The sequence below is a fragment of the Patiriisocius sp. genome (assembly GCF_051252435.1).
GTDB lineage: Bacteria > Bacteroidota > Bacteroidia > Flavobacteriales > Flavobacteriaceae > Patiriisocius.
The window spans coordinates 84,870-110,968 of the sequence record NZ_JBPOFW010000004.1 but is presented as its reverse complement, the minus strand read 5'-3'; the positions used below and the strand labels follow the sequence as shown (position 1 = coordinate 110,968).

Below are 26,099 nucleotides of genomic sequence, written 5' to 3'. Positions count from 1 at the left end.
TGTCTTTATCGGTTTCAATATTCTTTAATGTTTAAATTATGGTAATTCCACCTCATTTCCGAAGAAGAACAACGAAAACAATCTCATTGAAATGTATTTATAGTTTTGACCCTAATTTTTAGGGGGTGTGTTGGTGATAAATGATATTTGTCAATAACTTAACATTAAAAATAAGGGGGTGTATTGTCAAAAAGTATATTTTTGCAATTTAATTTTAATCAAAACCCACTTAAAAAGCACATTATTATGTCCACATTAAGATTTCATGCCATAAAAGATACGTTCAATCGTCCTGTTGTTGATGTTAAAGAACCGGCGAGACGTTCGGAAATTTTTGGCCAAAATGTTTTTAACGATGCTGCCATGCGTCAATATTTAACAAAAGACTCTTTTAAAAGTATAAAAGGCGCTATCGAGAACGGCAGTAAAATTGACAGATCTGTCGCAGACCATATTTCAACAGGAATGAAAGAATGGGCCATTGCAAAAGGTGCAACTCATTATACTCACTGGTTTCAGCCATTGACTGGAACGACTGCAGAAAAGCATGACGCGTTTTTTGAAACTACAGAGGATGGAGCTATTGAAAAATTTGGTGGTGGACAATTAGTGCAACAAGAGCCGGATGCATCTAGTTTCCCTAACGGAGGAATAAGAAATACATTTGAAGCTCGTGGATACACAGCTTGGGATCCAACGTCGCCGGCATTTATTTATGGAACTACATTATGTATTCCAACTGTATTTGTTTCATACACAGGCGAGGCATTAGATAACAAAACTCCTTTATTACGTGCATTGCAAACAATAGATAGTGCTGCAACTGCGGTAGCTAAGTATTTTGACAAGAACGTAACTAAGGTAAATCCTACATTAGGTTGGGAACAAGAATATTTTTTGATTGATAAGGCTTTGGCAAAATCAAGACCAGATATCAATCTTGCTGGTAGAACGTTATTGGGGCATTCTTCGGCAAAAGGACAGCAATTAGATGATCATTATTTTGGTTCAATCCCAAAAAGAGCGCTTGATTATATGCGTGATTTGGAGACTGAGTGTATGCTTTTAGGAATTCCAGTAAAAACAAGACATAATGAAGTGGCTCCCAATCAATTTGAGTTAGCTCCTATTTTTGAAGAAACAAACCTTGCGGTGGATCATAACTCGTTATTGATGGATGTGATGAGCAAAGTTGCAGATCGTCATAATTTTAAGGTGTTATTTCACGAAAAACCCTTTTCTGGAATCAACGGAAGTGGAAAGCACAACAACTGGTCATTAGCAACTAACACCGGCGTTAATTTATTGAGTCCTGGAAGTACACCAATGAAGAACCTTCAGTTTTTAACGTTTTTCATCAATACTATAAAAGCGGTAAATGAATATGAAGAGTTACTAAGAGCGGCAATCGCAAGCGCAAGTAATGATCACCGTTTAGGTGCAAATGAAGCGCCTCCGGCAATTATTTCGGTATTTATTGGCTCGCAATTGACAAATGTTCTTGACGCTCTTGAAAAAGTTAAGAACGGAAAGTTATCACCAGAAGATAAAACAGATTTAAAGTTAAATGTTGTAGGAAAAATTCCTGAAATATTACTTGATAATACAGACCGTAACCGTACATCACCGTTTGCATTTACGGGTAATAAGTTTGAATTTAGAGCAGTAGGTTCAACTGCTAACTGTGCAAAGCCAATGACTGTTTTAAATGCGATTGTTGCACAACAGTTAATGAAGTTTAAAGTACAAGTTGATGGGCTTATCAAGGATAAGAAAATGAAGAAAGACGATGCTATTTTTAATGTATTGAGGGAGTATATCAAGGATAGTAAGCGTATTCGATTTGAAGGAGACGGCTATGGAGAGGCTTGGGAAAAAGAAGCAGCAAAGAGAGGTCTTAGTAACAACAAAACTACGCCTGTTGCATTAAAGGAGCAAGTGTCTAAAAAAACAATTAAGCTGTATGAAGATCTTGGCATTATGAGCAAGGTTGAGATTGAAGCACGTCATGAAATTGAACAAGAAGAGTATGCAATGCATATTCAAATTGAAGCTAGAATACTTGGAGATATTGCTAGAAACCACGTAATTCCTACAGCAATTAGATATCAAAATATTTTGATTGAAAACGTACAAGGTTTAAAAGATATTTATGGTAAGGATTTCAAAAATCTAGCTGGTGAGCAAATGAGACTTATCGAAGCGATTAGTGGTCATATTGAAAATATAAATAAAGATATTACTTCAATGATCGATGCTCGTAAGAAAGCAAATAAAATTGATGATGCTGAAAAGAGAGCTATTTCTTATTGCGATGATATTAAGCCTTATTTTGAAACGATACGTTATCATTGTGACAAGCTAGAACTATTGGTAGACGACGAATTATGGCCTTTGACTAAGTACAGAGAATTGTTGTTTACTAGATAATTTTCTAACATACTTTTTTTTAAATTATTTAAGTCCCGCTTCGAGAGAAGCGGGACTTTTTTTTAATGTTTTTTGTAGGAAATAAAATTTTTGAAAGCGTCTAATTTTCTTTTAAAAATTTATTGATACAACTCAAATTTGCTGTAAAACTAAACGTAAATGGATATTTGTAGGAAAAAAACTACGTAGATGGTCTTACATTGTTAACACGTTGACGATTAGTTAATTTCTGTTAAAATTTTAACATTTATTTAACATTTATAAAATTGTATATTTTTTGTCACATCGCCGATATAAAATCATGTTCGCCGATTTTTTAATGAAAATTTAACATGTTTTTTCTTACAATTATCTGATTTAGACTTTCGTACGTATAACCACGTATATTAATAGTAATTATTCTTTTCATCTTTGAGGTGTAAGTTAAATTAAGAATAATTTACATTCTCTCCTCAATTAAATGTATGATTTGTCCATCCTTTTTATGATGTGATATTTCTACAATTTCAAATTTAATCTTAACTCTAATTTAATAACTAAAATTTTAACAATTATGAAAAAATTAATTTTAACTGGAACTTTATCAATGTTTGTCCTAGTGGGCTTTTCTCAGAACATGAGTGATTTGGTTCAAGCTGGTACAAATAATGCAGATGTAGATCAAACTTCAACGGGAGCATTCTATAATGACAGTTCTGTAAATCAAGATGGAGCAGGTAATGATGCTCAAATTGATCAAGTGGGAAATAATGCATCTGTTCTTACTCAAAATGGTAACATGAACTTTGCTGATGTTGATCAAGATGGAGGTAATGGAAATCCTGGTTTTAACCAAAATAGACAGTCTTCTAATATCGATCAAGATGGTACAAACAACCAAGCATACGTTTCTCAAGTTTCTGGTCCAGGAAACGATTTTGCTAGCGGTAATTCATCTGTGTTGACACAGGATAATACAGGTTCTGCTACGGGATTAGGAAACTACGCTGAAATTACGCAGACTAAAAGAAATCAATCTTCTACTGCAACTCAAACTAATGGGAGCAACTACTTGAGTGTTACTCAAGAAAGAGATTTAAGTAACGTTTCTGTAAGTAATCAAACTTCAGCAGAGCTTTCAGCTAGTTCTTTAGCTGGAGGATATTTGAACAGATCTACTGTAATGCAAAGTTTCAGAAGAAACTTATCTGATGTTGCTCAAAATGGTGATAACAATGAGTCTACTGTTACTCAAACCTCTACTTTGAATGGAGTTAATCCAACCAATGAGGCTTATGTTGTTCAAAACGGTGATTTAGGTAGTAGTGTATTGATACAAGACGATTTAAACAGTGGTTTGAGAGGTAATAACACAGCTACAATTACTCAAACCAATGTAACAAATGGTTTAGGAAACATGAGTACTGCTAATCAAATGGGGCAAAATACAGCAACTGTTACACAAATCAATAACTAAAAATTAAATTTTAACTTCAACTATATTAATAAATAAATTTTAACAATTATGAGAAAAGTAATTTTAACTGGAACTTTATCAATGTTTGCCCTACTAGGCTTTTCTCAGAACATGAGTGATTTGGTGCAGGCTGGTACAAATAATGCAGATGTAACTCAAAATGGTACATCCAATTTTTATGGATCTTTCTATAGCTTTAGTGATGTTGATCAAGATGGTGTTAGTAATGATGCACAAGTGGATCAAACAGGTAGTAATTCGTCAGTGGTTTTTCAGGATGGAGATGCCAATGTAGCAGATGTTGATCAAGTTGGTGGTGATGGTGCATTTTTTGTTGCTCCTGCTCAACAAGTGTCAACCATCAATCAAATAGGTAATAATAACGATTCTAAAATAGACCAGTTGGGGGATGGTAACAATTCTATCGTTGACCAAATGGGTGGTTCTAATGAAGCAGACGCCACTCAAGATGGGCGTGACAATACATCTACTATAAATCAAATGAACAACGCCGCAGACATACAAGGAAACTATGCGAGAGTAAATCAAGTTAGTCGGGATAACAACTCTGACGTTGACCAGATGAATGATGCAAACTATGCAGATATTTCTCAAGATGGCAGGGATAACGCTTCAAATACGCGTCAAACAAGTGATGATGCCTCGGCTGCATTACATGGTTCTGGATATTTGCAACGTAATATCGTTGTGCAAACAGGAAGATCAAACTTTTCTGATGTAGAACAAAATGGTGATAACAACCTTTCTGAGGTTACTCAAGATGCAGGTCTTCTTTCTATTCTAGGTGGAAGTCCTACAAATGAAGCCACTGTATTACAAACTGGAGAATTGAATTCCTCAGACATAACTCAAGAAGGAATTTTTACGATTGCCCAAAATAACGCCAATGTTACTCAAACAAATAGTGTAGGTGGTTCTGGTAATGATAGTAGTGTGAATCAGGCTGGTATAAATACAGCAACTGTTACACAAATCAATAACTAAAAATTAAATTTTAACTTCAACTATATTAATAACTAAATTTTAACAATTATGAGAAAAGTAATTTTAGGTGCAGCTGCACTAATGATCGGAACAATGTCTTACGCTCAAAATATAAGTGATTTAGACCAATCAGGTACTAACAATGCTGATATTGACCAAACGTCAACAGGTATTTATTACAATGATAGCGATGTAGACCAAGATGGTTCAGGAAATGACGCTCAAGTAACTCAAGTAGGACAAAATGACTCTACTGTTGATCAAATGGGTACAGGTAACATGGCAGACATTAACCAAGATGGTGGTAACCAGCCTGTTAATTATGATTCGGTTAACACTTCAACTGCGATACAAAATGGAACAGGAAACGTTGTAGACGTTGATCAAGTTGCGGCCTCTGGAAATGCTGCTAGTGCTAATATGTCTCAGATTAACCAAGATAACTCTGCTACTAATGGTGATGGAAACTACGCAAAAGTTTTACAAGGAGCATTTTCAAACCAATCGACTATTACACAAATGAATGATGACAACTCTGCCGATATAGATCAAGCGGGTGCCGCTCACGTAAGTGTAACTAACCAAACGTCTGACGGTGCTATTACTGCTTCAGGAGCTGGTTATGCCCAAACTTCGACTGTTCTGCAGAGAGGAAGAAGAAACTTCTCAAGTGTTTCTCAAAATGGAGATGTTAACTCATCTTCTGTAGATCAACAATCTTCTGCGTCATTTGGAGTAGCTGGATTAGAATCTAACAGAGCTGTGATCGGACAATCAGGGTATAATAACTCTTCTGTTACTATGCAATCTGATTTGGTTGGTAATGATGGTAACAACACGCTTACTGTTATGCAGTCAAATAGTGATGTAGCCGGTTTGGGTAACATTAGTACTGAGACTCAAATGGGAGCTAATACTGCAACTGTAACGCAGAGTAACTAATTTATTGAAAAATAAAACAAGGGTGAATGTATTAACATTAACCCTTGTTTTAATAAGTAAATTAAACCCCAAAAGCTTATAAGTAGAGTCAAATTTTTAGAGAATTATATAAGTTTCTTAAGTTTTAGTTTTTTTTGAATACAAAATATAATCTAATAATTTATTTTTTCATTTGAAATAATACATAAAATGAAAATTTGCTTTGAGTTGGAAATTAAAAGAATTAAAATAATCAAATAAATAATTAATCTAAATTTTATTGAAAATGAAAAAAGTAATTTTAAGTTTCGCTGCATTAACGTTTGCAGTCGTAGGATATGCTCAAAACGTATCTGAATTAGATCAAATGTCAACGAATACTGCAAACATCAATCAAACAAGTGTTGGTTCTTTTTACAACTTTAGTGATGTTGATCAAATAGGAACTAACTCAGCTAACGTAACTCAAACTGGTGAAAACTCTTCAGTTGTAGATCAGAATGGATCGAGTACTGCAAATGTAACTCAAAGCGGAGGTCAAGGATTAGTTGGTGCTGCTGCAGCAAACGATTCTAATGTTGACCAAGACGGTGTAAACTTTGCTACTGTTGGTCAAATGGGTGATGGTAACATTTCTGATGTTGATCAAATGACTACACCTGGTGCAGTTATGGTTGCAAACAATGCCGTAGTTTCACAAAATGGAGATGCAAATAGTTCTAAAATAGACCAGGCAGAAGAAGGTAACTTTGCAAGTCATGTTCAAACAGGAAATAATAACTATGCAGAAGCTAACCAAGATAGAAATTTAGCGATAGCACCTTTAGCTGGAAACCCTGGAGGATTTACTCAAGGTAGTAGTGTTAATCAAAATGGATCTTACAATTATGCACTAGCTACACAAGATGGAGCAAATCAAAGATCTATTATTGTTCAATCTGGTGGAGCTAATGCAACTGCTAATTATTCTAATGAGGCTACTGTATCTCAAATGGGATCTCTTGCATATTCAACAGTAAATCAAAGCGATTTAGCTGCAGGTGATGCAAACAACACTGTTACGGTAACACAGACTAATATGCTTGCTACACCTGTTATGGGACCAGGAGCTTTCGGTGAGGTAAATAACAGTGCTGTTAACCAACAGGGAGCTAACACAGCTACAGTAACTCAAACTAGTATGTAAGTTCTTTTTTTGATTTATAAAAAATCAATTTATAATAAGGTACTAGTTTTTAAAACTGGTACCTTATTTTAATATAAAGTATATTTTGAGCCTAGCGTTATCGTTTATATAGAATCTAATAATTAAAAGTTTAATCCATATGAATAAGTTTTTTTTTAGTGCAGATATTTTCATTTTGGCAATTACGGCAAATGCTCAAAATGTTTCTCAAGTAGATCAACTGGGTTCAAATACAGTCGGATCAATCACACAAACCAGTATTGGGTCTTTTTATAGTTTTAGTGATTTAGATCAGTCTGGAACAAACCAAGCAGTAGTTATACAAGTTGGAGACAACGCATCTGTAGCCAATCAATTTGGTTCAAATGTTGCAATCGTTACGCAGAGAGGTGGCCAAGGATTGGCAGGTCTCGCTGCTAGAAATAACTCGAACATTTTGCAAAACGGAGCAAATCAAACAAGAGTGGAACAAACAGGTGATGGGCATAATTCTGATGTCAATCAGTTTACTCCTAATATCTCAGTGTTTAAAGCTAACCGTGCTGATGTATTACAGATAGGAGATTCTCAAGAATCGATTATTGATCAAATGGAAGAGGGAAATTATGCATATCATACCCAGAAAGGAAATGATAATTTTGCTATTACGAATCAAGTCAGAACTATAGCAATTGCTCCTTTAGCCAGTAATCCATTAAATTTTACTCAAGGAAGTAACATTGACCAGAATGGCTCCTTTAATTACGCGCTGACAATTCAAAATGGTGCTAATCAAAGATCAATAGTTATTCAAAGAGGCGGTGCAAACGCTTTTTCTAACTATTCAAATGAGTCAACAGTAACTCAAATAGGGTCTTTAGCATTTTCACAAGTTATACAAGGTGATACTATTTTGGGTGCCGGGGATGCAAATAATACGGCCATTGTAAACCAAATTAATAATTTGCCTGGTTTAATTGGGCCTGGGCCTTTAGGACAAGTTAATAATAGTTTGATTAATCAAAAAGGAGCAAATACTGCAACGGTAAATCAAACTGCATTGTGATTTTGCTGACAGAAATAGCATATTATAAATGTGAATTATTTAAGATTAATTTATTTGCATACACTCATTCATTTATTTTTATATTCTAGTAATATTCATTAAATTGCTAATAAAATGAAAAATTTTTTTCACATCATATTATTTATAATACCGTTAGGTGTTTTTAGTTGTTTTTCTCAAAATAATACGTTAGCCAATGAGTTGATTGAGAACAATCAACTTTCTCTATTGACAACTATTGCTAACAATAGGTTGCCACTGCCTAATGGCTCTTTAAATATTTCTCAAGTAAATCAAGTGGGTATTGACAATGATGCCACTGTTACTATTACTGCTAGGCGATCTAATGTTTTGGTTGATCAAAAAGGTAATAATAATTTAATTGATGTTTCATATAATGTAACAGAAGTAAGTGCAAACTTAATTCAAAACGGTAATGATAATATTATTACTGAAACAGTAAACAACCCAGCTGGTAGTGTAACAAGTAATTTAAGCCAATTTGGAAATAATTTAGAAATCAATAAAATAGGTGCAAATAATATTTCAAATAGTCTCCAGATAAATATGCAAGGTGCCGATAAAACAATAACAATCATTAGCTTCTAGTTTGTTGTTTTAAAATTTTCCATAACATGAAATTTTTATTTTTCGCTATTTTTTTCTACAGTTTAACTGCTGTTGGACAATATAATACTGTTGTTAATGCAGAATTACTCGTTGACGAAAATACCGAATACACTGCTATAAGAGCCAGAGCAAGTAATTTAGTTGAGGTAAGTCAAGATTTACGTTTTGTTTTCACTACATTTAGAACCGTTCCGGACGAAAAAAATCCTGGCAAAGTTGAAGAGGAAGGAGGATTTTCTCTAAGCCCAATAGAGAAAAAAACGCTAGCTGAAACAACTATTTCTAAATCTGACACTACAAAAATAATTGTGCTATTTTTAGTCTATGACGTAGATGAAAATTTAATAGGCAAAGCGAGATGGTCCCAATACGATGAAATTTCAGAAGAAAAAGAACCATTAATACTAACAAAAGAACAGATTAGAGATAATGCATACAATGATGCATTGATTAATGGTATTGTTACTCAAGACACAAGAACAAAATTTGGCAACGATTTTTATAAAATATTTTATGCTAAATACTTTGTTAGTGAAATAAATGCTGAGGAAATAATAAATATTAAGGAAATACTTGGAACAGGTAGAAATACCAAAATTGAAGTGAGTGTTGAAGGACAATTATTAAGTGAATTTTTTTTGAGACCGAAAGAAGATTACCTAAAAAGCATGGCCGACTTTACAATTAATAATTTAGTTAGATATTTACAAAATAAAAAAAATATAAATAATCAAATTGAACGCTATTAAATTTTTTGTATTTTTTGAACTTAAAAAATTAACATAAATGAAGAAAACACTACTATTTCTTTTATTTGCACTTTTCACCGTTATATGTTTTTCACAACAACTTGTGTATAAGCCTGTAAACCCTTCTTTCGGTGGAGAGACTTTTAATTATCAATGGATGTTAAGTTCTGCCACTGCTCAAAATGGTTTTACTGATCCTAATACTCAACAAAACGAAGAGGTTGATGATTTAGAACAGTTTAGAGATAATTTGGAACGACAATTACTAAGTCGGATATCTAGAGAGGTATTTAATAATCAATTTGATTCAGATGCTTTGGAGCCAGGAACGACCACAATTGGTGGTCTGGAAGTAGAAATCTCTGAAGGAGTAAATGGCCTTATTATTAACATTCTCGACACATCTACTGGTGAACAGACTCAAATTATTGTACCAAACTAAAATGAAGTTTTTTAGATATCTTATAGTAGTAAGTAGTTTTTTCTTTTTAGCGGGTTGCGGGTCATATTTCAATCAACCCACTGGATTTCAGGAAGCGAGATTTGGTGAGTTTACCTCTGTTACTCAAAATTTAAAATCATTGCCAGACCCTGAAAAAAAAGTAGTGATAGGAGTTTATAACTTTAAAGATCAAACAGGTCAATACAAGCAATCTGAAGTGGGTAGTAATTTCAGCACAGCTGTAACCCAAGGCGCAACTACAATATTGATTAAGGCACTTGAAGACTCTAAGTGGTTTAGACCTATTGAAAGAGAGAACCTTGCTAATTTGTTACAGGAGCGAAAAATTATTGAAGCAACCAGAAATGATTATACTTCAGATAAAAGTAAGGTGCAGCGTCTAGATCCTTTACTTTTTGCAGGTGTTATTTTAGAAGGTGGCATCATATCTTACGATTCTAATATTTTGACAGGGGGAGTTGGAGCGCGCTATTTTGGTGCAGGAGGATCAACACAGTATCGTCAAGATAGAATCACCATTTATTTAAGAGCTGTAGCTACTTCGACTGGTGAAATAGTAAAAACAGTTTATGTTTCAAAAACTATATTGTCGCAAGGTGTCGATGCGGGACTTTTTAGGTTTGTCAACTTTCAAAGACTTTTAGAGGTCGAAACGGGATATACTAAAAATGAACCTGCAGAATTGGCAGTTAAAGAGGCTATTGAAAAAGCGGTAGAAAATTTAATTTACGAAGGAATTAAGGATAAGCTTTGGATAGCCGCAGGAGGAGATGAAGTCAACAAAGAGATTGTAGATAAATATGAGAAGTTAAAGTTGGAGGAAGAAAGTGTAGGTCTATACGAAAGATCACAACGAAAGCCTATGAAGTTTTCAGGAGAGGCTTCAGCTGGTTTAGCTTATATCGATGGCGATTATAGCACGAGAGAACCAGATTTTTCTTCTACTTTAGGTTTAAAATATCATTTTGAAAGAAATTGGAGATTGCAAACAGAAGTCAGTTTGTTTCGATTGTTTTCTGCACCAGATATTAAACACTGGTGGTTGAGTGGTGATCTAAATTTAGAATACAGAATTCTCGACAAGGATAAATTTTCACCTTTTGTTTTTGGAGGGCCTGGTATTGCTTATTTTGTTGATGATTCTCCGTCAAATTTTTTACAGCGCTGGGATTCTTTCTTTAAATTACAATATGGAGCTGGTATTGAGTACCAATTCTCTGATAGATTAAACTGGTTTGCAAAAGCAAAATTCAATTTAACACTGTCAGATAAAATTGATAATATAGAGCTTGGAGTTAGAAATGATTATTTCTATAACTTTAGTGTGGGTATTAATTATGATCTAGGATTTTAAACATCTTTTCAAATGAATAATTATTTTAAAATATTTCTATTTATAACATTGACAATGTTACTATCTCAATGCAGCGAAGATAGAATTGACGGTACTGAAACTGGAACAATTACAGGGAAAGTGGTTAAAGATGTTGATAATACTCCGTTGGCAAATGTAAAAATTACTACGCAACCGGTTACTTCAACAGTTTTTTCAGATGAAATGGGAAACTTTGAAATCGAAAATGTGCCAGTGGGTAGTTATTCGGTCAAAGCAGATTTAGACGATTTTTTATCAGGATTTGAACCTGCTAATGTTATTGCTGATGCAGAGGTTAATGTAGTATTTGAATTGTTCATTTCAGACGAAAATAATTCTCAACCTTCAGCTTTTGAACTTATCACTCCGGCTAATAACTCTGTTGATCTTAGTACGACTGTTGAGTTTGCTTGGTTTCAATCTATTGATGAGGACGAAAATGATGAAGTCATTTATAATTTAAAATTATACAATGATACAGATAGTGAAATTTTAGATTTTCAGAATATTACAGATACCATTTATACTGTGGAAGATTTGAGATTTGGCACTAAATATTTTTGGCAAGTTTCTGCTTCAGATAATTCAAATCCACCTGTTTTTAGTAGTCTCTTCAATTTTGAGACAACGACATCTCCGCAATTAGATATTTTATTTGTTCGTGAGGAAAATAGTAATAATGTAATCTATTCAACAGATCAAGACGGTAACGAATTTAGACTAACAAGTCCATCTGTTAACAGTTTTAGGCCTAGAAGAAATTCTGTTACAAATAAGATTGCTTTTTTAAGGAATGTGGGTGGAAACGTGCACATATTTACAATGGATGAAGATGGAAGTAATCAGGTGCAAGTTACGAGTTCCCAGCCTATACAGGGTTTTAATTTTGAAGAATTAGATTTTACGTGGTCACCACAAGGAGATTTTTTATTGTATCCAGCATTTAGCACCTTATATAAAATTGCTTCTAATGGTACTGGTCTCGAGGATTTTTATATTGAAATGAACGGAAACTTTGTGACCGAAGTTGATTGGAGTAGGTTTAACGATGTGATTGCCGTAAAAACAAATAATAGTCAAGGGTATAATGTAGAAATTTTTACCATTAACACAGACGGTGATGTACAAGAAACAATTTTAAGTGGAATAACGGGAGGTGCAGGTGGACTAAATTTAAATGTAGATGGTACTAAAGTTTTATATTACCAAGATATTTCTGGAATTCAATTGCCAGAATATAGCTTACAAGATGCACGCTTATTTATTTGGGATATACCTACAATGAGCAGATTTGATTTAATGACAAGTGTTACCGAGGGGTTTCTTAATATAGATCCGCGTTTTTCTCCAAATGAAAATCTTGTAATTTATACTGAAAAAGGCAGAGCTTTTGGAGCACCATCTAAAGTCTTGAGTCATAATTTTGCGCTGACGGACCAAAATTTTGAAATTATAACTGAGAATGGTAAAATGCCCGATTGGGAGAATTAAAAAATAAGCCACAACAACTTATATCGCCTTAAATTTTTAAGGCGATTTTTCATTTTGTACTTTTATCATCTAGATTAAACCATAACAATGAGTAAAGATATTTCAAAAAGATATGCACAGCGTGGAGTTTCGGCAGGTAAAGAAGATGTTCACAACGCAATTAAAAATGTGGACAAAGGATTATTTCCGCAGGCATTCTGCAAAATTGTTCCAGATTATTTAACTGGTGATGAGGACTATTGTTTAATAATGCATGCCGATGGAGCAGGTACAAAATCTTCGCTTGCTTATATGTATTGGAAAGAAACGGGAGATATTTCAGTATGGAAAGGAATTGCTCAAGATGCCTTGATTATGAATATCGACGATTTACTTTGTGTGGGAGCCGTCAATAATATTACACTTTCTTCAACGATAGGTAGAAATAAAAACCTTATTCCTGGAGAGGTAATTTCAGCAATCATAAATGGAACTGAAGAGCTCATTTCAGATTTAAAAAAACATGGAGTCGAAATCCATAGTACGGGTGGAGAAACTGCGGACGTGGGTGACTTGGTACGAACAATCATTGTCGATTCAACGGTAACAGCACGAATGAAGCGCAGTGATGTTATCGATAATAAGAATATCAAACCAGGTAATGTAATTGTGGGTCTAGCCTCTTTTGGGCAAGCAACGTACGAGAATGAATATAACGGAGGAATGGGTAGTAATGGCTTGACTTCGGCTAGACACGACGTTTTCGACAAATACCTTGCAAAAAAATACCCCGAAAGTTTTGACGCCGCTGTGCCAGAGGACTTAGTGTATTCTGGTTCAAAAAAACTGACAGACGCTATTGAGAACAGTCCTTTAAATGCTGGTAAATTAGTATTATCTCCTACCAGAACTTATGCGCCTATCATCAAAAAAATTATTTCTGAAATAGGTTTATCAAACATAAGTGGAATGGTGCATTGTAGTGGAGGAGCTCAAACTAAAATACTTCACTTTGTAAAAGACTTACACATTATTAAGGACAATCTATTTGATGTCCCACCACTGTTTAAATTAATTCAGCAAGAAAGTAATACAGATTGGAAAGAAATGTATCAAGTATTTAACATGGGTCACCGCATGGAATTATATGTAGCGCCAGATGTAGCAGACACTATAATTGAAATTTCAAAAAGTTTCAATGTGGCTGCTCAGATAATTGGAAGGGTAAAAAAAGCAGAAAATAAATCGCTTACCATAAGTTCTAAATTGGGAACATATACATACTAGTAGTATATTTCTTACGAAAAGAAATGTTATTTAATTCGATTTTATTATTTTCGGACAAATTATTACGGTTTTGCTTTTCAAAAAACATTATAAAATAATTCTGTTCGTTTTAGGACTTACCCTCCTAGCGTCAAGTATTTACGTGCATTGGCAAAGAGATTTTTTTACGTATCGTATGTTACGGGCTATAGTTTCATTTGTGTTTCTTGCATATTTATGCTACATCCATCGTGTTACTACAAGTAAACTGCTCGCTCTTTTTTTCTTATTATTCGGTGCTTCCAGTCTTTTGTCTATTTGGTATGAATTACCTGAAATTTCAGAAATAATGCTTGGACTTAATTTTTTAAGTTACATGAGTCTTATTTTGTACTTAAAACCAAAAATAATCATCAAGAGGATGAATGGTTTCTATTGGATTGTTTTTTTACTATTAATATCCGTCAATGCATATTTATTGTTTGAGTTAGCAGCAATGATTATGTATGCCGATGGAAGTAAAAGGACCTTTGTGTTTTTGATTGTAAGCTCCATAGGAGTAGTTTGTATGGGTATGACAACTTTGCTATATAATTTTACACAGAGCACTGCAGCATCATTGGTTTTTACGGTTGCCGTTTTCGCTCTTATTTTTGCCGAAGTTTTTAGAGCAATTGGTTATTATGATTTTGCTTATGGTAATGTAGCCGTTTATATAGCTCGTATTTTGCTAATTCTATCAAGCGCATTGTTAGTTCATTATACAGTGATTCACGATACTGAAAAAAATCCTAGAATTAAAAATTTGATATAATTTTAAAATTGTTTTTATTCTCTTCGGAAATATTAAAAACCTTATCAAAACTACTTTATTTAAACTGCATTCATCTCTCTAATTGCTGAAATTTCCGCAGATAAACCACCAAAAAATCCCGTTAAATTATTGTAAATTTGCCACCGTCCGTTTCAAAATGAAAAGGAGAATTTAGTTATGTTAGAAAAACTCCAAATAGTAAAAAATAGATTTGATGAGGTGAGTGATCTCATTATTCAGCCAGATATTATTAGCGATCAAAAGCAATATATTCAACTCACAAAAGAATATAAAGATTTAAACGCTTTGATGAAAAAACGCCAAGAATATATTATGGCAACAGAGCGTATTGCCGAGGCAGATGAAATTCTATCAGACGGTAGCGATGCAGATATGGTGGAGATGGCTAAAATGCAAATGGACGAAGCCAAGACAAAAATTGAAGAACTCGAAGAGCAAATAAAATTTATGCTTATACCAAAAGATCCTGAAGATGCAAAGAATGCGGTGATGGAGATAAAGGCAGGGACTGGCGGTGATGAAGCTAGTATTTTTGCGGGTGATTTACATCGTATGTACACAAAATATTGCGAAAGTAAAGGTTGGAAAACAAGTGTTGTTGATTTTAGCGAAGGAACAAGTGGAGGCTACAAAGCCATACAAATGGAAGTCGAAGGAGACGATGTTTACGGAACATTAAAGTTTGAGGCCGGCGTACACCGTGTGCAACGAGTACCTCAAACCGAAACTCAAGGACGTGTGCATACAAGCGCAGCAACGGTGATGGTGTTTCCAGAAGCCGAAGAATTTGATGTTCAAATTGAACCAAAGGACGTTCGTGTTGATTTTTTCTGCTCCTCTGGACCAGGTGGTCAGTCCGTAAATACCACGTATTCGGCGGTACGTTTGACACACCTTCCTACAGGATTGGTGGCGCAATGCCAAGACCAAAAATCGCAACATAAGAACAAAGAAAAAGCCTTTAAGGTTTTGCGTTCTAGATTGTATGATTTAGAATTAGCAAAAAAGCAAGCCGAAGATGCCCTCAAAAGAGGATCTCAAGTTACAAGTGGTGACCGTAGTGCAAAAATTAGAACCTATAATTACTCTCAAGGCCGTGTTACAGATCACCGTATCAATTTAACGTTGTACGATTTGAGTAACATTATTGATGGCGACATTCAAAAAATTATCGACGAACTACAATTGGTTGATAATACAGAGCGCTTAAAAGAAACAGGAGAAAGTTTTTAATACTTCGGAAAAGTAACAACAACAAAACCTCTAGTAATGACCACAAAACATCTAATTGCCGAAATAAACCGAAAAAAATCATTTCTGTGTATTGGGCTAGATGTAGATTTGCAAAAAATACCGAAACATCTTCTAGCTGAAGAAGACCCCATATTTTCATTTAATAAAGCAATCATAGATGCTACGCATCATTTGGCAGTAGCCTACAAACCTAACACTGCTTTTTACGAGGCCTACGGTATTAAAGGCTGGAAGTCACTTGAAAAAACAATAGAATATTTAAATGCTAATCATCCAGAAATTTTTACAATCGCCGACGCGAAAAGAGGTGATATAGGAAATACCTCTTCCATGTATGCTAAAGCTTTTTTCGAAGATTTGGCTTTTGACAGTGTAACCGTTGCTCCATATATGGGTAAGGATTCAATAGAGCCTTTTTTGGCATTTGAGGACAAGCATACCATTTTATTGGCATTGACATCAAACGAAGGGGCTTTTGATTTTCAAACCAAAAATATTGATGGGATTGATGGACAAGAATTATATAAAAAGGTTTTAAAAACATCTGCTACTTGGAAAAATTCAAAGAACCTAATGTATGTGGTTGGAGCAACCAAAGCTGAATATTTTGCTGATATCCGCTCAATAGTTCCAGATAGTTTTTTACTTGTTCCGGGTGTAGGAGCACAGGGTGGAAATCTACAAGATGTATGTAAATATGGAATGAATGCAAATGTTGGTTTACTCATAAACTCTTCTAGAGGAATTATTTATGCAGGGAATGATTTGCAATTTGACAATGCGGCTGCCACAGCAGCAATTGAATTGCAGCAACAAATGGAATCTATTCTAAATGCACGTTAAAGATCAGCTTAATAGAAAGTTATATTTTGAAAGTGTTCCCAAGCGTATTGTTTCTTTAGTGCCTTCACAAACTGAATTACTTGTAGATTTAGGACTCGCTACTCAAATTGTGGGTGTTACTAAATTCTGTGTACATCCAGAAACCATAAAACAAACTAGTAAAATAGTAGGTGGAACCAAAAATGTCAATTTTAAAAAAGTTACAGCACTTAAGCCAGATATAATTATTTGTAATAAAGAAGAAAATTCAAAAGATATTGTTGAAGCTTGTCAAGGTATTGCACCAACTTGGGTGAGTGATATATTTAAAATTAAGGATAATCAAGAAATGATTAAGAGTTTCGGAGTTATATTTAATAAAAAGTTACAGGCAGAAGCTCTTGTAAATACCATAAATGAAAAGCTAATTGATTTCAAAAATTTTATAAAGGATAAAGAGTTAAAAAGTATTGCTTACTTAATTTGGCAAAATCCTTTTATGGTTGCGGGACAACAAACGTTTATCAATGAGTTATTGATGCTAAATAATTTTAAAAATTTCGCTCCAAAAGAATCAAGATATCCTGAAGTAGAATTAAATGATTTGGCTAATGTTGATATGGTTTTACTTTCAACAGAACCTTTTCCTTTTAAGAACGGACATATAATAAAATTAAAAAACGCACTTAAAAAAGAAGTGCGTTTAGTAGATGGGGAATATTTTTCTTGGTACGGATCTAGATTGAATAAAGCTTTCGATTATTTCAAGAAATTGCATGCATAAAATTACTTGTCAGCACTGCTTAAGCTCAAATATTCAATTTCCTCATAAATTTCCTTAGCTTTTCTCTTAACTAATTGACTCTTCTCTCTATCTCTAAGTGCAGTTTCAAAAGATTTACGCATCAAGTCACTATACTTAGATTTAAGTATTTCAAGCCTTGTTTTTTTTCTATACCAAAATGACATATTTAAAATTTTGTTCAAAACAAAGGTAAAAATCAAAGTCTTTAATCTTTGATAACAGTTAGTTAATCTTTTCGTAAAACAGTCAAGAATTAACTGTACAAAGTTAAATTAATCTTGTAGCGCAAACACTTGTCTTAAAAGATTAGTTGTTCTTGAATTAAGATTTGTGCGTATTTGCTTTTCTTCTTCTCCAATCATTTTGTAAACACCTTCAAGTGCTTTTGACGTAACGTAATCTGTTAAGTCTGGATTTACATTATTAGTTAAAGGGATTGCATTATATTTAGTCATAATATTAGCCCAAACTTGATCTGCCCCAACTTTTGAAAATGAATTTTTAATAACAGGATTGAATTGTTGATAAAGGGCTTGAGTAGTTCTGCCTTCAAGGTAACTGGTTGCTGCCGTGTTATTGCCAAGCAAAATATTTTTAGCATCTGTAAAAGTGATATTTTTCACAGCATCCACAAAAATCGGCGTAGCTGTTTTTACCGCATCTTCTGCAGCACGATTCATTACTTTCAAGCCTTCGTCAGCTAATTTGCCAAGGCCAATACTACGTAAGGTATTGTCAACTTTTTGAAGTTCTTCTGGAAGTAATATTTTCACCATTGAATTTTTATAAAATCCATCTTGCTGAGTTAACTTGGTAACTTGTTTGTCAATCCCAAAATCTAGTGCCTGTCTTAATCCACTTGCAATAGTAGTTGGATCAAGACCTCCCTGTGTTGGTATTGTATTAACTACATTTTGTAGTTGCGCACATGACAATGTAATAAAACAAAAAACAGAAACTAAAATTGATCTTTTCATATTGTATATTTTAGAATTATAAAAATAAAAAAGGCGCTTCATTTTTGAAGCGCCTTTTAAAATATTAAAGTAAATATTACTTAATTACTTTGATAGTTTTTGAAGTATCTCCAATAGTTACATTAACTAAATATGCACCAGAAGATAATCCACTCATGTCAACAGTTTTTGTAGAAGACTGCGCAACAACTTTTCCTAAGATGTCATAAACGACTACTGCATCAACAGGAACTGCAGACTTTATATTCAAAATATCAACAACTGGATTAGGATATACTGAAAATACATCAGCATTAAAATCTTCAGCACCTAAAGTGTCACCAGATTCAAGAGATACAGTGTCAATATAATATAATGTACTTGCGTCTGTTGCATAAAAATCCGCTCCACCAAATGTAGTAGTACCATCATTAAAGCCAGTTCCTGCAGGAATAGCTTCAGCACCATCTACAACCATTTTATATTCGTTATTATCAACATCAACAGCAATACCAACTTCGAACCATGCATCGTGAGGGAAACTCCATGTATTTGTCCCATCAGTACCTTGACCTGGCGCTCCGTTATTTTGGTTAAAATATAAATCTTGAGTAATGTAAACCCCAGTTTGTGGAGTTGTAATCTCCCCTTGTAAGTTAAAATAACCTGATTGTCCAGATGGAACATACATCATAAATTTCAAAGTAGAAACACCACCTGTTTGAGCAGGAATTACTAATAATTGATCAATACCTGCTGGAGCACCTTCGTTATTTACTCTCATTGAAAATGTACCATCGTTTGCTTGCTCAGTAACAACATCAGCAGATTCTAGAGCAACCTCATCACCACTCCAAGTTCTCCATATTGGAGATTGTGGACTAATATCACCCTCTAAATAATCTTCCATGTTGTCTTCTAACAATTGCGCATTAGATGTAAATGCGAATCCAAAAGCTACTATAGCTAAAATGTAAATTTTTTTCATAATATTTTTATTTTAATTGTTTAAATGAGCTTGCAAGATAAAATAATTAATTGCTTACAGCAACATTTTAATGAAACTTTAAGACTTATTTTCGTTAGCAATCCCAGTGACTACGGCTTATTTTTAACTAAATTTGTCAAACAAATATCTATTAAAACTTATCATGCAACAAGCAAATCCCTATAAGCCAAAGTATAAAGTAAGAATTGTAACCGCAGCATCTCTATTTGATGGTCATGACGCAGCAATAAATATAATGCGCCGTATTATTCAATCAACAGGAGTAGAGGTAATACATTTGGGTCATGACAGGAGTGTTGAAGAGGTTGTGAATACGGCCATACAAGAAGATGCTAATGCTATTGCAATGACTTCCTATCAAGGAGGACACAATGAGTATTTTAAATATATGTATGACCTTTTGCAAGAAAAAGGAGCAGGCCATATAAAAATCTTTGGTGGTGGTGGAGGCGTTATTTTGCCTTCTGAAATTAAAGAATTAATGGATTACGGAATTACCCGCATCTATTCTCCAGATGATGGTCGTGAACTTGGATTGCAGGGGATGATTAATGATTTAGTTGAAACATCAGATTTTCCTATAGGAAATGAGTTGAACGGAGAGCTTTCACATTTATCAGAAAAAAACAACGGTGCCATTGCAAGAGTAATTTCAGCAGCCGAAAATTTTCCTGAAATCGCTGAAGAAACATTAAAGAAAATTCATAAAAAGAATGAAACTTTAAAAACCCCAGTACTTGGAATTACAGGTACCGGTGGTGCTGGAAAATCTTCTTTGGTTGACGAGTTGGTAAGACGTTTTTTAATTGATTTTCCCGAAAAAACAATCGGTCTCATTTCCGTGGACCCATCAAAACGTAAAACAGGTGGAGCGCTTTTGGGTGACCGTATTAGAATGAACGCCATCAATTCGCCTCGCGTTTATATGCGCAGTTTAGCAACACGTCAATCAAACTTGGCGCTATCTAAATATGTTTCAGAAGCGATTGAAGTTATTAAAGCCGCAGAATACGATCTTATTATATTAGAAACTTCTGGAATTGGACAGAGCGATACCGAAATTATCGAGCATAGCGATGTATCCTTATATGTAATGACTCCAGAGTTTGGAGCGGCAACACAGCTTGAAAAAATAGATATGCTTGATTTTGCCGATCTCGTTGCCATCAATAAATTTGATAAGCGCGGTTCGTTGGATGCACTGCGAGATGTTAAAAAACAATATATGCGTAATCATCAATTATGGGAAACGCATCAAGATGACCTTCCTGTTTTTGGTACCATTGCATCACAGTTCAATGATCCCGGGATGAACAAATTGTATTGTGCTATTATGGCGGAACTACAAGAAAAAACGGAGACAGATTTAAAAAGCACCTTCGAGATTTCGGATGAGATGTCCGAGAAAATTTTTGTAATTCCTCCGGCAAGGACAAGATATCTTTCTGAAATTTCTGAAACGAACAGGGCGTATGACAAAACAGCAAACGAACAAGCCGAAGTAGCTCAAAAGTTATACGGAATCTTTAAAACTATTGAATCTTTTTCAGGTGAAGTTCCTCAACTTGATAAAGCTGGCATTGTTTCCGAAGAGCTTAAAACTTCCGAAGAAAATAAAGAGCTCATAAAGTTATTGCTCGCTGAGTTTGACCGAGTGAAATTGGACTTAGATAATTACAATTGGGAGGTGATTACAGGTTGGGATGAAAAAGTAAATCGTTACAAAAACCCTGTCTATACCTTTAAAGTAAGGGACAAAGAAATAAATATTGATACCCATACCGAGTCGCTTTCGCACACTCAAATACCTAAAGTAGCTCTGCCCAAATACCAGGCGTGGGGTGATATTCTTCGCTGGACATTGCAGGAAAATGTTCCTGGGGAATTCCCTTTTACTTCAGGACTGTATCCCTTTAAAAGAACAGGTGAAGATCCAACGAGGATGTTCGCGGGTGAAGGGGGTCCAGAACGTACGAATAGGCGTTTTCATTATGTGAGTATGGGATTGCCGGCAAAGCGTTTGTCAACGGCTTTTGATAGTGTTACGCTCTACGGAAACGACCCAGACCATCGCCCGGATATCTACGGAAAGATTGGTAATGCGGGAGTCTCCATTTGTTGTTTAGATGATGCGAAAAAATTGTATAGTGGTTTTGATTTAAGCCACCCGATGACTTCGGTAAGTATGACAATTAACGGGCCCGCGCCAATGTTGTTAGGCTTTTTTATGAATGCCGCAATTGACCAAAACTGCGAAAAGTACATCAAGGAAAACGGTCTTGAAAAAGAAATTGAAAGGAAAATAATGTCAATTTACAAAGAGCGTGGCGTTGATAGACCAACATATCAAGGAGAGTTGCCAAAAGGCAATGATGGTTTAGGATTAATGCTTCTTGGAGTAACGGGAGATTTAGTGTTGCCAAAGGATGTTTATTTCAAAATCAAAGCGGACACGATGATGCAAGTGCGCGGTACGGTGCAGGCTGATATTTTAAAAGAAGATCAAGCTCAAAATACTTGTATTTTTTCTACGGAATTTGCACTCAGATTAATGGGTGATGTTCAGGAATATTTCATTGAAAATCAAGTTCGAAATTTCTACTCGGTTTCCATCAGTGGATATCACATTGCCGAAGCCGGTGCAAACCCAATTACACAATTAGCTTTCACACTTTCAAACGGATTTACGTATGTAGAATACTATTTGAGCCGTGGAATGGATATTAATAAATTTGGTCCTAACCTTTCCTTTTTCTTTAGCAATGGTATTGATCCGGAGTATTCTGTAATTGGTCGTGTTGCGCGTAAAATATGGAGTAAGGCGCTAAAAAATAAATATGCTGCAAACCCAAGAGCTCAAATGTTGAAATATCATATTCAAACCTCGGGTCGTTCTTTACATGCTCAGGAAATAGATTTTAATGATATTCGGACCACATTGCAGGCCTTGTATGCGATTTATGACAATTGTAATTCATTGCACACTAATGCCTATGATGAAGCCATAACAACTCCAACTGAAGAAAGTGTACGTAGAGCCATGGCAATTCAATTGATTATCAATAAAGAATTAGGGCTTGCAAAAAATGAAAATCCAATTCAAGGTTCTTTTATTATAGAAGAATTGACTGATTTAGTAGAAGAAGCCGTATTGCTTGAATTTGATAGAATTACAGAACGTGGAGGTGTTTTAGGGGCAATGGAAACAATGTATCAACGAAGCAAAATCCAAGAAGAAAGTTTGTATTATGAAACTTTAAAGCATACGGGAGAGTTTCCTATAATCGGGGTAAATACGTTTTTAAGCAGTAAAGGTTCTCCAACGGTGCTTCCCGTTGAAGTTATAAGAGCAACCGAAGAAGAAAAATTATACCAAATTGAAACTTTGAATAATCTCCACACTGCTTTTGGTGACAAAGCACAAGAGAGTATAAAAAAGGTACAACATGCGGCAATCCATAATGAAAATATGTTTGAACAATTAATGGAAGCAACAAAGGTGTGTTCTTTAGGGCAAATAACAGCAAAGCTTTTTGAAGTGGGGGGACAGTATAGACGAAATATGTAATAGTTTTAATTTTACTTTTTGCTATAAACCTGATATGTGGAAAATCGTGTCAGGTTTTTTTTGTTAAATATATTTCAATAACACGACAATAAATCATATATTTGTGACAAATGTCATGGTCATGAAATCAAAGAAAGAAGTAAAAGTAATTAATTTGGCACAAGAGCCTCAGGTTTTTTACGGCATACAAAATAAGTATGACCGTATCGTAAGTGTACTTGGTGGTAGTTTGCAGGTTGGGCATGTTGTAAATAGCGATATTGACCTCATTGAGATTACTCGCAAAGGACTCCCTAAATCTGTTATTTTAACGGTAAGTTCAATTCTTGGTGTTTCCATGGAAAAAATGAGTGCGCTTATTCACGTCTCGCACCGTACAATCCAGCGCAAGCAAGACCATGAGTTGCTCAATGTTTATAGCACGGAGCAAATTCTAGAAATTGCTCAAGTAATTTCTAGAGGTATTGAAGTTATGGGTACTATAGAGTCATTTGTAGCTTGGTTACATAAGGACATTCGGGGGCTTGGTTATAAGAAGCCGTTAGATTTTCTAGATACTAGTTTTGGTACTAAGCTAATTAAAGATATATTGGGTAGAATTGAACATGGGGTTTATTCATAAACAATCGTTTTGAAAATATACCGAATTTCAAAAAAAGAATACAGGAAAGATTTAAGTGGTGAAGGTGCTCGTCTTTATGGAGGAAGGTGGAATAGAAGAGGTGATGCCGTAGTTTATTTTTCTGAAAGTCTAGCACTTGCAACGTTGGAGTTGTTAGTGCATTTGGATTATGAATTTGTAAATGATTCATTTTATTTCATGGAGGTTGAGATACACGAGTCACTACTAACCACATTAAAATCCCCAGCGAAGATTACTGAAAAATGGCGCGACAATCCACCCAATTCTAGAACGCAGGATTATGGTTCAGCTTGGTTAGAATCTAACAAAAGCCTTGGTTTGAAAGTGCCTTCTGCAGTGTTGCCTTTTGAATCTAATATCCTAGTAAATCCAATGCATATCAAAAAGCTAAAAATTGTAAAGTCAGAAATTTTGAAATTAGACAATAGGCTTTGATGCAAACTTGTTTAAGCACATATTTCCGAAAAAAAATCACGTAAGATTTATTTAAAAAAATGTTGTCATTTACTTTCTGAAATTAGGCAAATATCATATTGATTTCACAATTAAAAAGGAGAGTTATCATCATCTTCTTCCTCATTATTATCTTCATCTAAATCATCCATCAAAAAATCAAGAAATTCATCTGGATCAAACGGGATGTCATCATCTGGGTCGTGGTCGTCATAATTGACACCGGGAGGATTAAAGAGACCCCACCTATCAATGTAGTAATTTTTTACATCAAAGGTTTTTACCCATTCAGCAAAGAGTATTCTAAAATTGTCAATTTCGGTTCGTAATAAATTCAGATATTCTGTCTCTTCATAACCATTGATTTCTAAAGCACGCGCATCTGTTATCAATTCCATCGCACTTTTTCTAATAATTGCGGCGTTTTCCATGCGTATATCATAGATGTCTCCACCTTCGGCACCCGCTATTTTTGCTGGAAGTACAAGGGCATTTTCCATTAAATAGTGAAGGCTGCGTTCAATCCAGTCACTTTGAAACTCGGCATTTTCTCTGTCGAAGTCGATATCAGTATTTTCGACCGCCTCTATAATGCTTCGTACAATTTCATAAATTTCCATAGCCTTAACGTAAATAGGCATTTTTTCTATGTCCTCGTGATTTTTGGGTCTTTCTTCATCTTCGTCATCAAACATGCTTAATGAGTTTTTGGATTACGATTTTAAAGATACTAGTAAATTATGGAAATAAAATTACAAAGTCAACATCCAAGTGCGTTGTAGTTTTCTAAATTTTTTAAGCTCTTTTCTAAGAATGGGAAGAAAGTCCTTGCCATTACTATTGCTTCTTTCCAAACGTTCACAATTTCTAATAAGTAAATTAGTGAGTCTGTCTATCGAAGCCACGTGCTTGTACTTTTCTTCGGAAAAAACTTTTTGTTCTGCTCTAAGAATTTCTGGACCCAATGATATGGATTGTTGCACGATGTCGCCCGTAAAGTACACGTCTGGGTTCTCTTTATTTTCCTGTAAAGAAGAAAAATCTTCAACCAGATAGTTTGCGATATTTCGTGATAGGGCAAAAATTTCAACAGCCTGTAAGTATATAGGCGAGGTAGGAGAAAATTGGGGTACTTGAGAGCTCATTTTAATACGGTTGTTTTTCTTAATATAGCAACCCAAATGTAATGACTAATTTGATTTTTTATATTTAATATTTAAAGTAAAAAGTTATATTTGATTTAAATATTAACGAAATAATTAAAATTTCAGTAAAATGAAAATAGATAGTATTAATTGGAAGATTTTGGATGCGCTTCAAATAAATGCAAGGCAGTCTAATGCTCAAATAGGCAGGCAAGTGGGTATCAGCTCACCGGCGGTGGGAGAGCGTATTAGAAAAATGGAGGACGCTGGACTTATTACCGGATATAAAACTGTAGTTTCTCCTTTTAAAGCCGAATATCAACTTAAAGCAATCATTACATTGCGTGCTTTTATGGGGAAGTTGAAACCCTTTCTTGAAAAAGTAAAAACCTACGAAGAAGTACTCAACTGCTATAGGATTACAGGTAATGAAAATATTGTAATGGAAGTGATATTAAAGAATCAAAATCATCTGGAAAATTTTATCGACCAACTCATTGTTTATGGCGAAACGAAGACACAAATTGTACTCTCGCACGTTGTGGCTCACAGGAGCATTGCCAAGCTCAAATAGTTAGAATTGTTAAAAAATATACAATTGGTAATGCGTTAA

25 protein-coding genes are annotated in these 26,099 nt (G+C 34.6%); 20 read left to right on the top strand and 5 right to left on the bottom strand.

Going from position 1 to position 26,099, the window contains the following annotated elements; translation table 11 throughout:
- Positions 1-246: 246 nt before the first annotated feature.
- The 16 genes from ACSHW7_RS10065 to ACSHW7_RS09990 all read left to right on the top strand — a co-directional run bounded on the left by ACSHW7_RS10065 (position 247) and on the right by ACSHW7_RS09990 (position 17,691).
- Complete coding sequence (locus tag ACSHW7_RS10065; protein ID WP_435679225.1) at positions 247-2,430, top strand: glutamine synthetase III; 2,184 nt, start codon at positions 247-249, stop codon at positions 2,428-2,430.
- A gap of 553 nt (positions 2,431-2,983) precedes the next feature.
- A complete protein-coding gene (locus ACSHW7_RS10060) occupies positions 2,984-3,886 on the top strand; it encodes a hypothetical protein (protein WP_435679224.1) in 903 nt (300 codons plus the stop codon).
- Between the two features lie 48 nt (positions 3,887-3,934).
- On the top strand, positions 3,935-4,891 hold the full coding sequence (locus tag ACSHW7_RS10055; RefSeq protein ID WP_435679223.1) for a hypothetical protein: 957 nt from the start codon (positions 3,935-3,937) through the stop codon (positions 4,889-4,891).
- A 48-nt stretch (positions 4,892-4,939) separates the two neighbouring features.
- Positions 4,940-5,833 carry a hypothetical protein gene (locus tag ACSHW7_RS10050; RefSeq protein ID WP_435679222.1) on the top strand — a complete coding sequence of 298 codons (894 nt, stop codon included), beginning with the start codon at positions 4,940-4,942 and terminating at the stop codon, positions 5,831-5,833.
- Between the two features lie 265 nt (positions 5,834-6,098).
- On the top strand, positions 6,099-6,998 hold the full coding sequence (locus tag ACSHW7_RS10045) for a hypothetical protein (RefSeq protein ID WP_435679221.1): 900 nt from the start codon (positions 6,099-6,101) through the stop codon (positions 6,996-6,998).
- Between the two features lie 139 nt (positions 6,999-7,137).
- The gene (locus tag ACSHW7_RS10040) at positions 7,138-8,043 is read left to right on the top strand and encodes a hypothetical protein (RefSeq protein ID WP_435679220.1); all 906 of its coding nucleotides are present in this window, start codon (positions 7,138-7,140) and stop codon (positions 8,041-8,043) included.
- A 114-nt stretch (positions 8,044-8,157) separates the two neighbouring features.
- Entirely contained in the window at positions 8,158-8,652 is a 495-nt protein-coding gene (locus tag ACSHW7_RS10035) for a hypothetical protein (RefSeq protein ID WP_435679219.1), read from the top strand.
- Between the two features lie 26 nt (positions 8,653-8,678).
- Positions 8,679-9,422: a CsgE family curli-type amyloid fiber assembly protein gene (locus tag ACSHW7_RS10030; protein WP_435679218.1), complete on the top strand. Its 744-nt coding sequence runs from the start codon at positions 8,679-8,681 to the stop codon at positions 9,420-9,422.
- Positions 9,423-9,459: 37 nt separating this feature from the next.
- Positions 9,460-9,864: a curli production assembly/transport component CsgF gene (locus ACSHW7_RS10025; RefSeq protein ID WP_435679217.1), complete on the top strand. Its 405-nt coding sequence runs from the start codon at positions 9,460-9,462 to the stop codon at positions 9,862-9,864.
- Between the two features lies 1 nt (position 9,865).
- Positions 9,866-11,239: a CsgG/HfaB family protein gene (locus tag ACSHW7_RS10020; RefSeq protein ID WP_435679216.1), complete on the top strand. Its 1,374-nt coding sequence runs from the start codon at positions 9,866-9,868 to the stop codon at positions 11,237-11,239.
- Between the two features lie 12 nt (positions 11,240-11,251).
- A complete protein-coding gene (locus tag ACSHW7_RS10015) occupies positions 11,252-12,751 on the top strand; it encodes a carboxypeptidase regulatory-like domain-containing protein (RefSeq protein WP_435679215.1) in 1,500 nt (499 codons plus the stop codon).
- 87 nt (positions 12,752-12,838) lie between these two features.
- Positions 12,839-14,017 (top strand): AIR synthase related protein, encoded by a 1,179-nt coding sequence (locus tag ACSHW7_RS10010; RefSeq protein ID WP_435679214.1) that lies wholly within the window; start codon positions 12,839-12,841, stop codon positions 14,015-14,017.
- 70 nt (positions 14,018-14,087) lie between these two features.
- Positions 14,088-14,810 carry a hypothetical protein gene (locus ACSHW7_RS10005; protein ID WP_435679213.1) on the top strand — a complete coding sequence of 241 codons (723 nt, stop codon included), beginning with the start codon at positions 14,088-14,090 and terminating at the stop codon, positions 14,808-14,810.
- Positions 14,811-14,987: 177 nt separating this feature from the next.
- Positions 14,988-16,064 (top strand): peptide chain release factor 1, encoded by a 1,077-nt coding sequence (gene prfA / locus ACSHW7_RS10000; RefSeq protein ID WP_435679212.1) that lies wholly within the window; start codon positions 14,988-14,990, stop codon positions 16,062-16,064.
- A gap of 36 nt (positions 16,065-16,100) precedes the next feature.
- Positions 16,101-16,928, top strand: coding sequence for an orotidine-5'-phosphate decarboxylase (gene pyrF, locus ACSHW7_RS09995; RefSeq protein WP_435679211.1), 828 nt, complete (start codon positions 16,101-16,103; stop codon positions 16,926-16,928).
- Positions 16,918-17,691 carry an ABC transporter substrate-binding protein gene (locus ACSHW7_RS09990; protein ID WP_435679210.1) on the top strand — a complete coding sequence of 258 codons (774 nt, stop codon included), beginning with the start codon at positions 16,918-16,920 and terminating at the stop codon, positions 17,689-17,691. The genes pyrF and ACSHW7_RS09990 overlap by 11 nt, the downstream gene beginning before the upstream one ends.
- Before the next feature lie 2 nt (positions 17,692-17,693).
- Here ACSHW7_RS09990 and ACSHW7_RS09985 read toward each other — a convergent pair whose 3' ends face one another.
- The 3 genes from ACSHW7_RS09985 to ACSHW7_RS09975 form a co-directional block, all read right to left on the bottom strand.
- A complete protein-coding gene (locus ACSHW7_RS09985; protein ID WP_435679209.1) occupies positions 17,694-17,876 on the bottom strand; it encodes a Lacal_2735 family protein in 183 nt (60 codons plus the stop codon).
- A gap of 108 nt (positions 17,877-17,984) precedes the next feature.
- The gene (locus ACSHW7_RS09980; protein WP_435679208.1) at positions 17,985-18,689 is read right to left on the bottom strand and encodes a DUF4197 domain-containing protein; all 705 of its coding nucleotides are present in this window, start codon (positions 18,687-18,689) and stop codon (positions 17,985-17,987) included.
- 76 nt (positions 18,690-18,765) lie between these two features.
- Positions 18,766-19,656 (bottom strand): T9SS type A sorting domain-containing protein, encoded by an 891-nt coding sequence (locus ACSHW7_RS09975; protein ID WP_435679207.1) that lies wholly within the window; start codon positions 19,654-19,656, stop codon positions 18,766-18,768.
- A 163-nt stretch (positions 19,657-19,819) separates the two neighbouring features.
- Here ACSHW7_RS09975 and ACSHW7_RS09970 point away from each other — a divergent pair, with 163 nt between their 5' ends.
- The 3 genes from ACSHW7_RS09970 to ACSHW7_RS09960 all read left to right on the top strand — a co-directional run bounded on the left by ACSHW7_RS09970 (position 19,820) and on the right by ACSHW7_RS09960 (position 24,323).
- Entirely contained in the window at positions 19,820-23,245 is a 3,426-nt protein-coding gene (locus tag ACSHW7_RS09970; protein ID WP_435679206.1) for a methylmalonyl-CoA mutase family protein, read from the top strand.
- Between the two features lie 121 nt (positions 23,246-23,366).
- Positions 23,367-23,867 carry a type II RES/Xre toxin-antitoxin system antitoxin gene (gene parS / locus ACSHW7_RS09965; RefSeq protein WP_435679205.1) on the top strand — a complete coding sequence of 167 codons (501 nt, stop codon included), beginning with the start codon at positions 23,367-23,369 and terminating at the stop codon, positions 23,865-23,867.
- A gap of 9 nt (positions 23,868-23,876) precedes the next feature.
- Positions 23,877-24,323 (top strand): RES family NAD+ phosphorylase, encoded by a 447-nt coding sequence (locus tag ACSHW7_RS09960; protein ID WP_435679204.1) that lies wholly within the window; start codon positions 23,877-23,879, stop codon positions 24,321-24,323.
- 110 nt (positions 24,324-24,433) lie between these two features.
- Here the strand turns inward: ACSHW7_RS09960 and ACSHW7_RS09955 are convergent, their stop codons facing one another.
- Positions 24,434-25,036 carry a hypothetical protein gene (locus ACSHW7_RS09955; protein ID WP_435679203.1) on the bottom strand — a complete coding sequence of 201 codons (603 nt, stop codon included), beginning with the start codon at positions 25,034-25,036 and terminating at the stop codon, positions 24,434-24,436.
- Between the two features lie 57 nt (positions 25,037-25,093).
- Complete coding sequence (locus ACSHW7_RS09950) at positions 25,094-25,486, bottom strand: hypothetical protein (RefSeq protein WP_435679202.1); 393 nt, start codon at positions 25,484-25,486, stop codon at positions 25,094-25,096.
- Positions 25,487-25,616: 130 nt separating this feature from the next.
- Here ACSHW7_RS09950 and ACSHW7_RS09945 point away from each other — a divergent pair, with 130 nt between their 5' ends.
- Complete coding sequence (locus ACSHW7_RS09945) at positions 25,617-26,060, top strand: Lrp/AsnC family transcriptional regulator (protein WP_435679201.1); 444 nt, start codon at positions 25,617-25,619, stop codon at positions 26,058-26,060.
- Positions 26,061-26,099 lie beyond the last annotated feature (39 nt).

Excerpts from the sequence above, each read along its gene's own strand:
- ACSHW7_RS10015 (WP_435679215.1), top strand. The coding sequence starts at position 11,252 with ATGAATAATTATTTTAAAATATTTCTATTTATAACATTGACAATGTTA.
- ACSHW7_RS09945 (WP_435679201.1), top strand. The coding sequence starts at position 25,617 with ATGAAAATAGATAGTATTAATTGGAAGATTTTGGATGCGCTTCAAATA.
- ACSHW7_RS09970 (WP_435679206.1), top strand. The coding sequence starts at position 19,820 with ATGCAACAAGCAAATCCCTATAAGCCAAAGTATAAAGTAAGAATTGTA.
- ACSHW7_RS10055 (WP_435679223.1), top strand. The coding sequence starts at position 3,935 with ATGAGAAAAGTAATTTTAACTGGAACTTTATCAATGTTTGCCCTACTA.
- ACSHW7_RS10020 (WP_435679216.1), top strand. The coding sequence starts at position 9,866 with ATGAAGTTTTTTAGATATCTTATAGTAGTAAGTAGTTTTTTCTTTTTA.
- ACSHW7_RS09950 (WP_435679202.1), bottom strand. The coding sequence starts at position 25,486 with ATGAGCTCTCAAGTACCCCAATTTTCTCCTACCTCGCCTATATACTTA.
- ACSHW7_RS10025 (WP_435679217.1), top strand. The coding sequence starts at position 9,460 with ATGAAGAAAACACTACTATTTCTTTTATTTGCACTTTTCACCGTTATA.
- ACSHW7_RS09985 (WP_435679209.1), bottom strand. The coding sequence starts at position 17,876 with ATGTCATTTTGGTATAGAAAAAAAACAAGGCTTGAAATACTTAAATCT.
- ACSHW7_RS09980 (WP_435679208.1), bottom strand. The coding sequence starts at position 18,689 with ATGAAAAGATCAATTTTAGTTTCTGTTTTTTGTTTTATTACATTGTCA.
- parS (WP_435679205.1), top strand. The coding sequence starts at position 23,367 with ATGAAATCAAAGAAAGAAGTAAAAGTAATTAATTTGGCACAAGAGCCT.
- ACSHW7_RS09955 (WP_435679203.1), bottom strand. The coding sequence starts at position 25,036 with ATGTTTGATGACGAAGATGAAGAAAGACCCAAAAATCACGAGGACATA.
- pyrF (WP_435679211.1), top strand. The coding sequence starts at position 16,101 with ATGACCACAAAACATCTAATTGCCGAAATAAACCGAAAAAAATCATTT.
- ACSHW7_RS10045 (WP_435679221.1), top strand. The coding sequence starts at position 6,099 with ATGAAAAAAGTAATTTTAAGTTTCGCTGCATTAACGTTTGCAGTCGTA.
- ACSHW7_RS09990 (WP_435679210.1), top strand. The coding sequence starts at position 16,918 with ATGCACGTTAAAGATCAGCTTAATAGAAAGTTATATTTTGAAAGTGTT.
- ACSHW7_RS10030 (WP_435679218.1), top strand. The coding sequence starts at position 8,679 with ATGAAATTTTTATTTTTCGCTATTTTTTTCTACAGTTTAACTGCTGTT.
- prfA (WP_435679212.1), top strand. The coding sequence starts at position 14,988 with ATGTTAGAAAAACTCCAAATAGTAAAAAATAGATTTGATGAGGTGAGT.
- ACSHW7_RS10060 (WP_435679224.1), top strand. The coding sequence starts at position 2,984 with ATGAAAAAATTAATTTTAACTGGAACTTTATCAATGTTTGTCCTAGTG.
- ACSHW7_RS10010 (WP_435679214.1), top strand. The coding sequence starts at position 12,839 with ATGAGTAAAGATATTTCAAAAAGATATGCACAGCGTGGAGTTTCGGCA.
- ACSHW7_RS10050 (WP_435679222.1), top strand. The coding sequence starts at position 4,940 with ATGAGAAAAGTAATTTTAGGTGCAGCTGCACTAATGATCGGAACAATG.
- ACSHW7_RS09975 (WP_435679207.1), bottom strand. The coding sequence starts at position 19,656 with ATGAAAAAAATTTACATTTTAGCTATAGTAGCTTTTGGATTCGCATTT.
- ACSHW7_RS10040 (WP_435679220.1), top strand. The coding sequence starts at position 7,138 with ATGAATAAGTTTTTTTTTAGTGCAGATATTTTCATTTTGGCAATTACG.
- ACSHW7_RS10035 (WP_435679219.1), top strand. The coding sequence starts at position 8,158 with ATGAAAAATTTTTTTCACATCATATTATTTATAATACCGTTAGGTGTT.
- ACSHW7_RS10065 (WP_435679225.1), top strand. The coding sequence starts at position 247 with ATGTCCACATTAAGATTTCATGCCATAAAAGATACGTTCAATCGTCCT.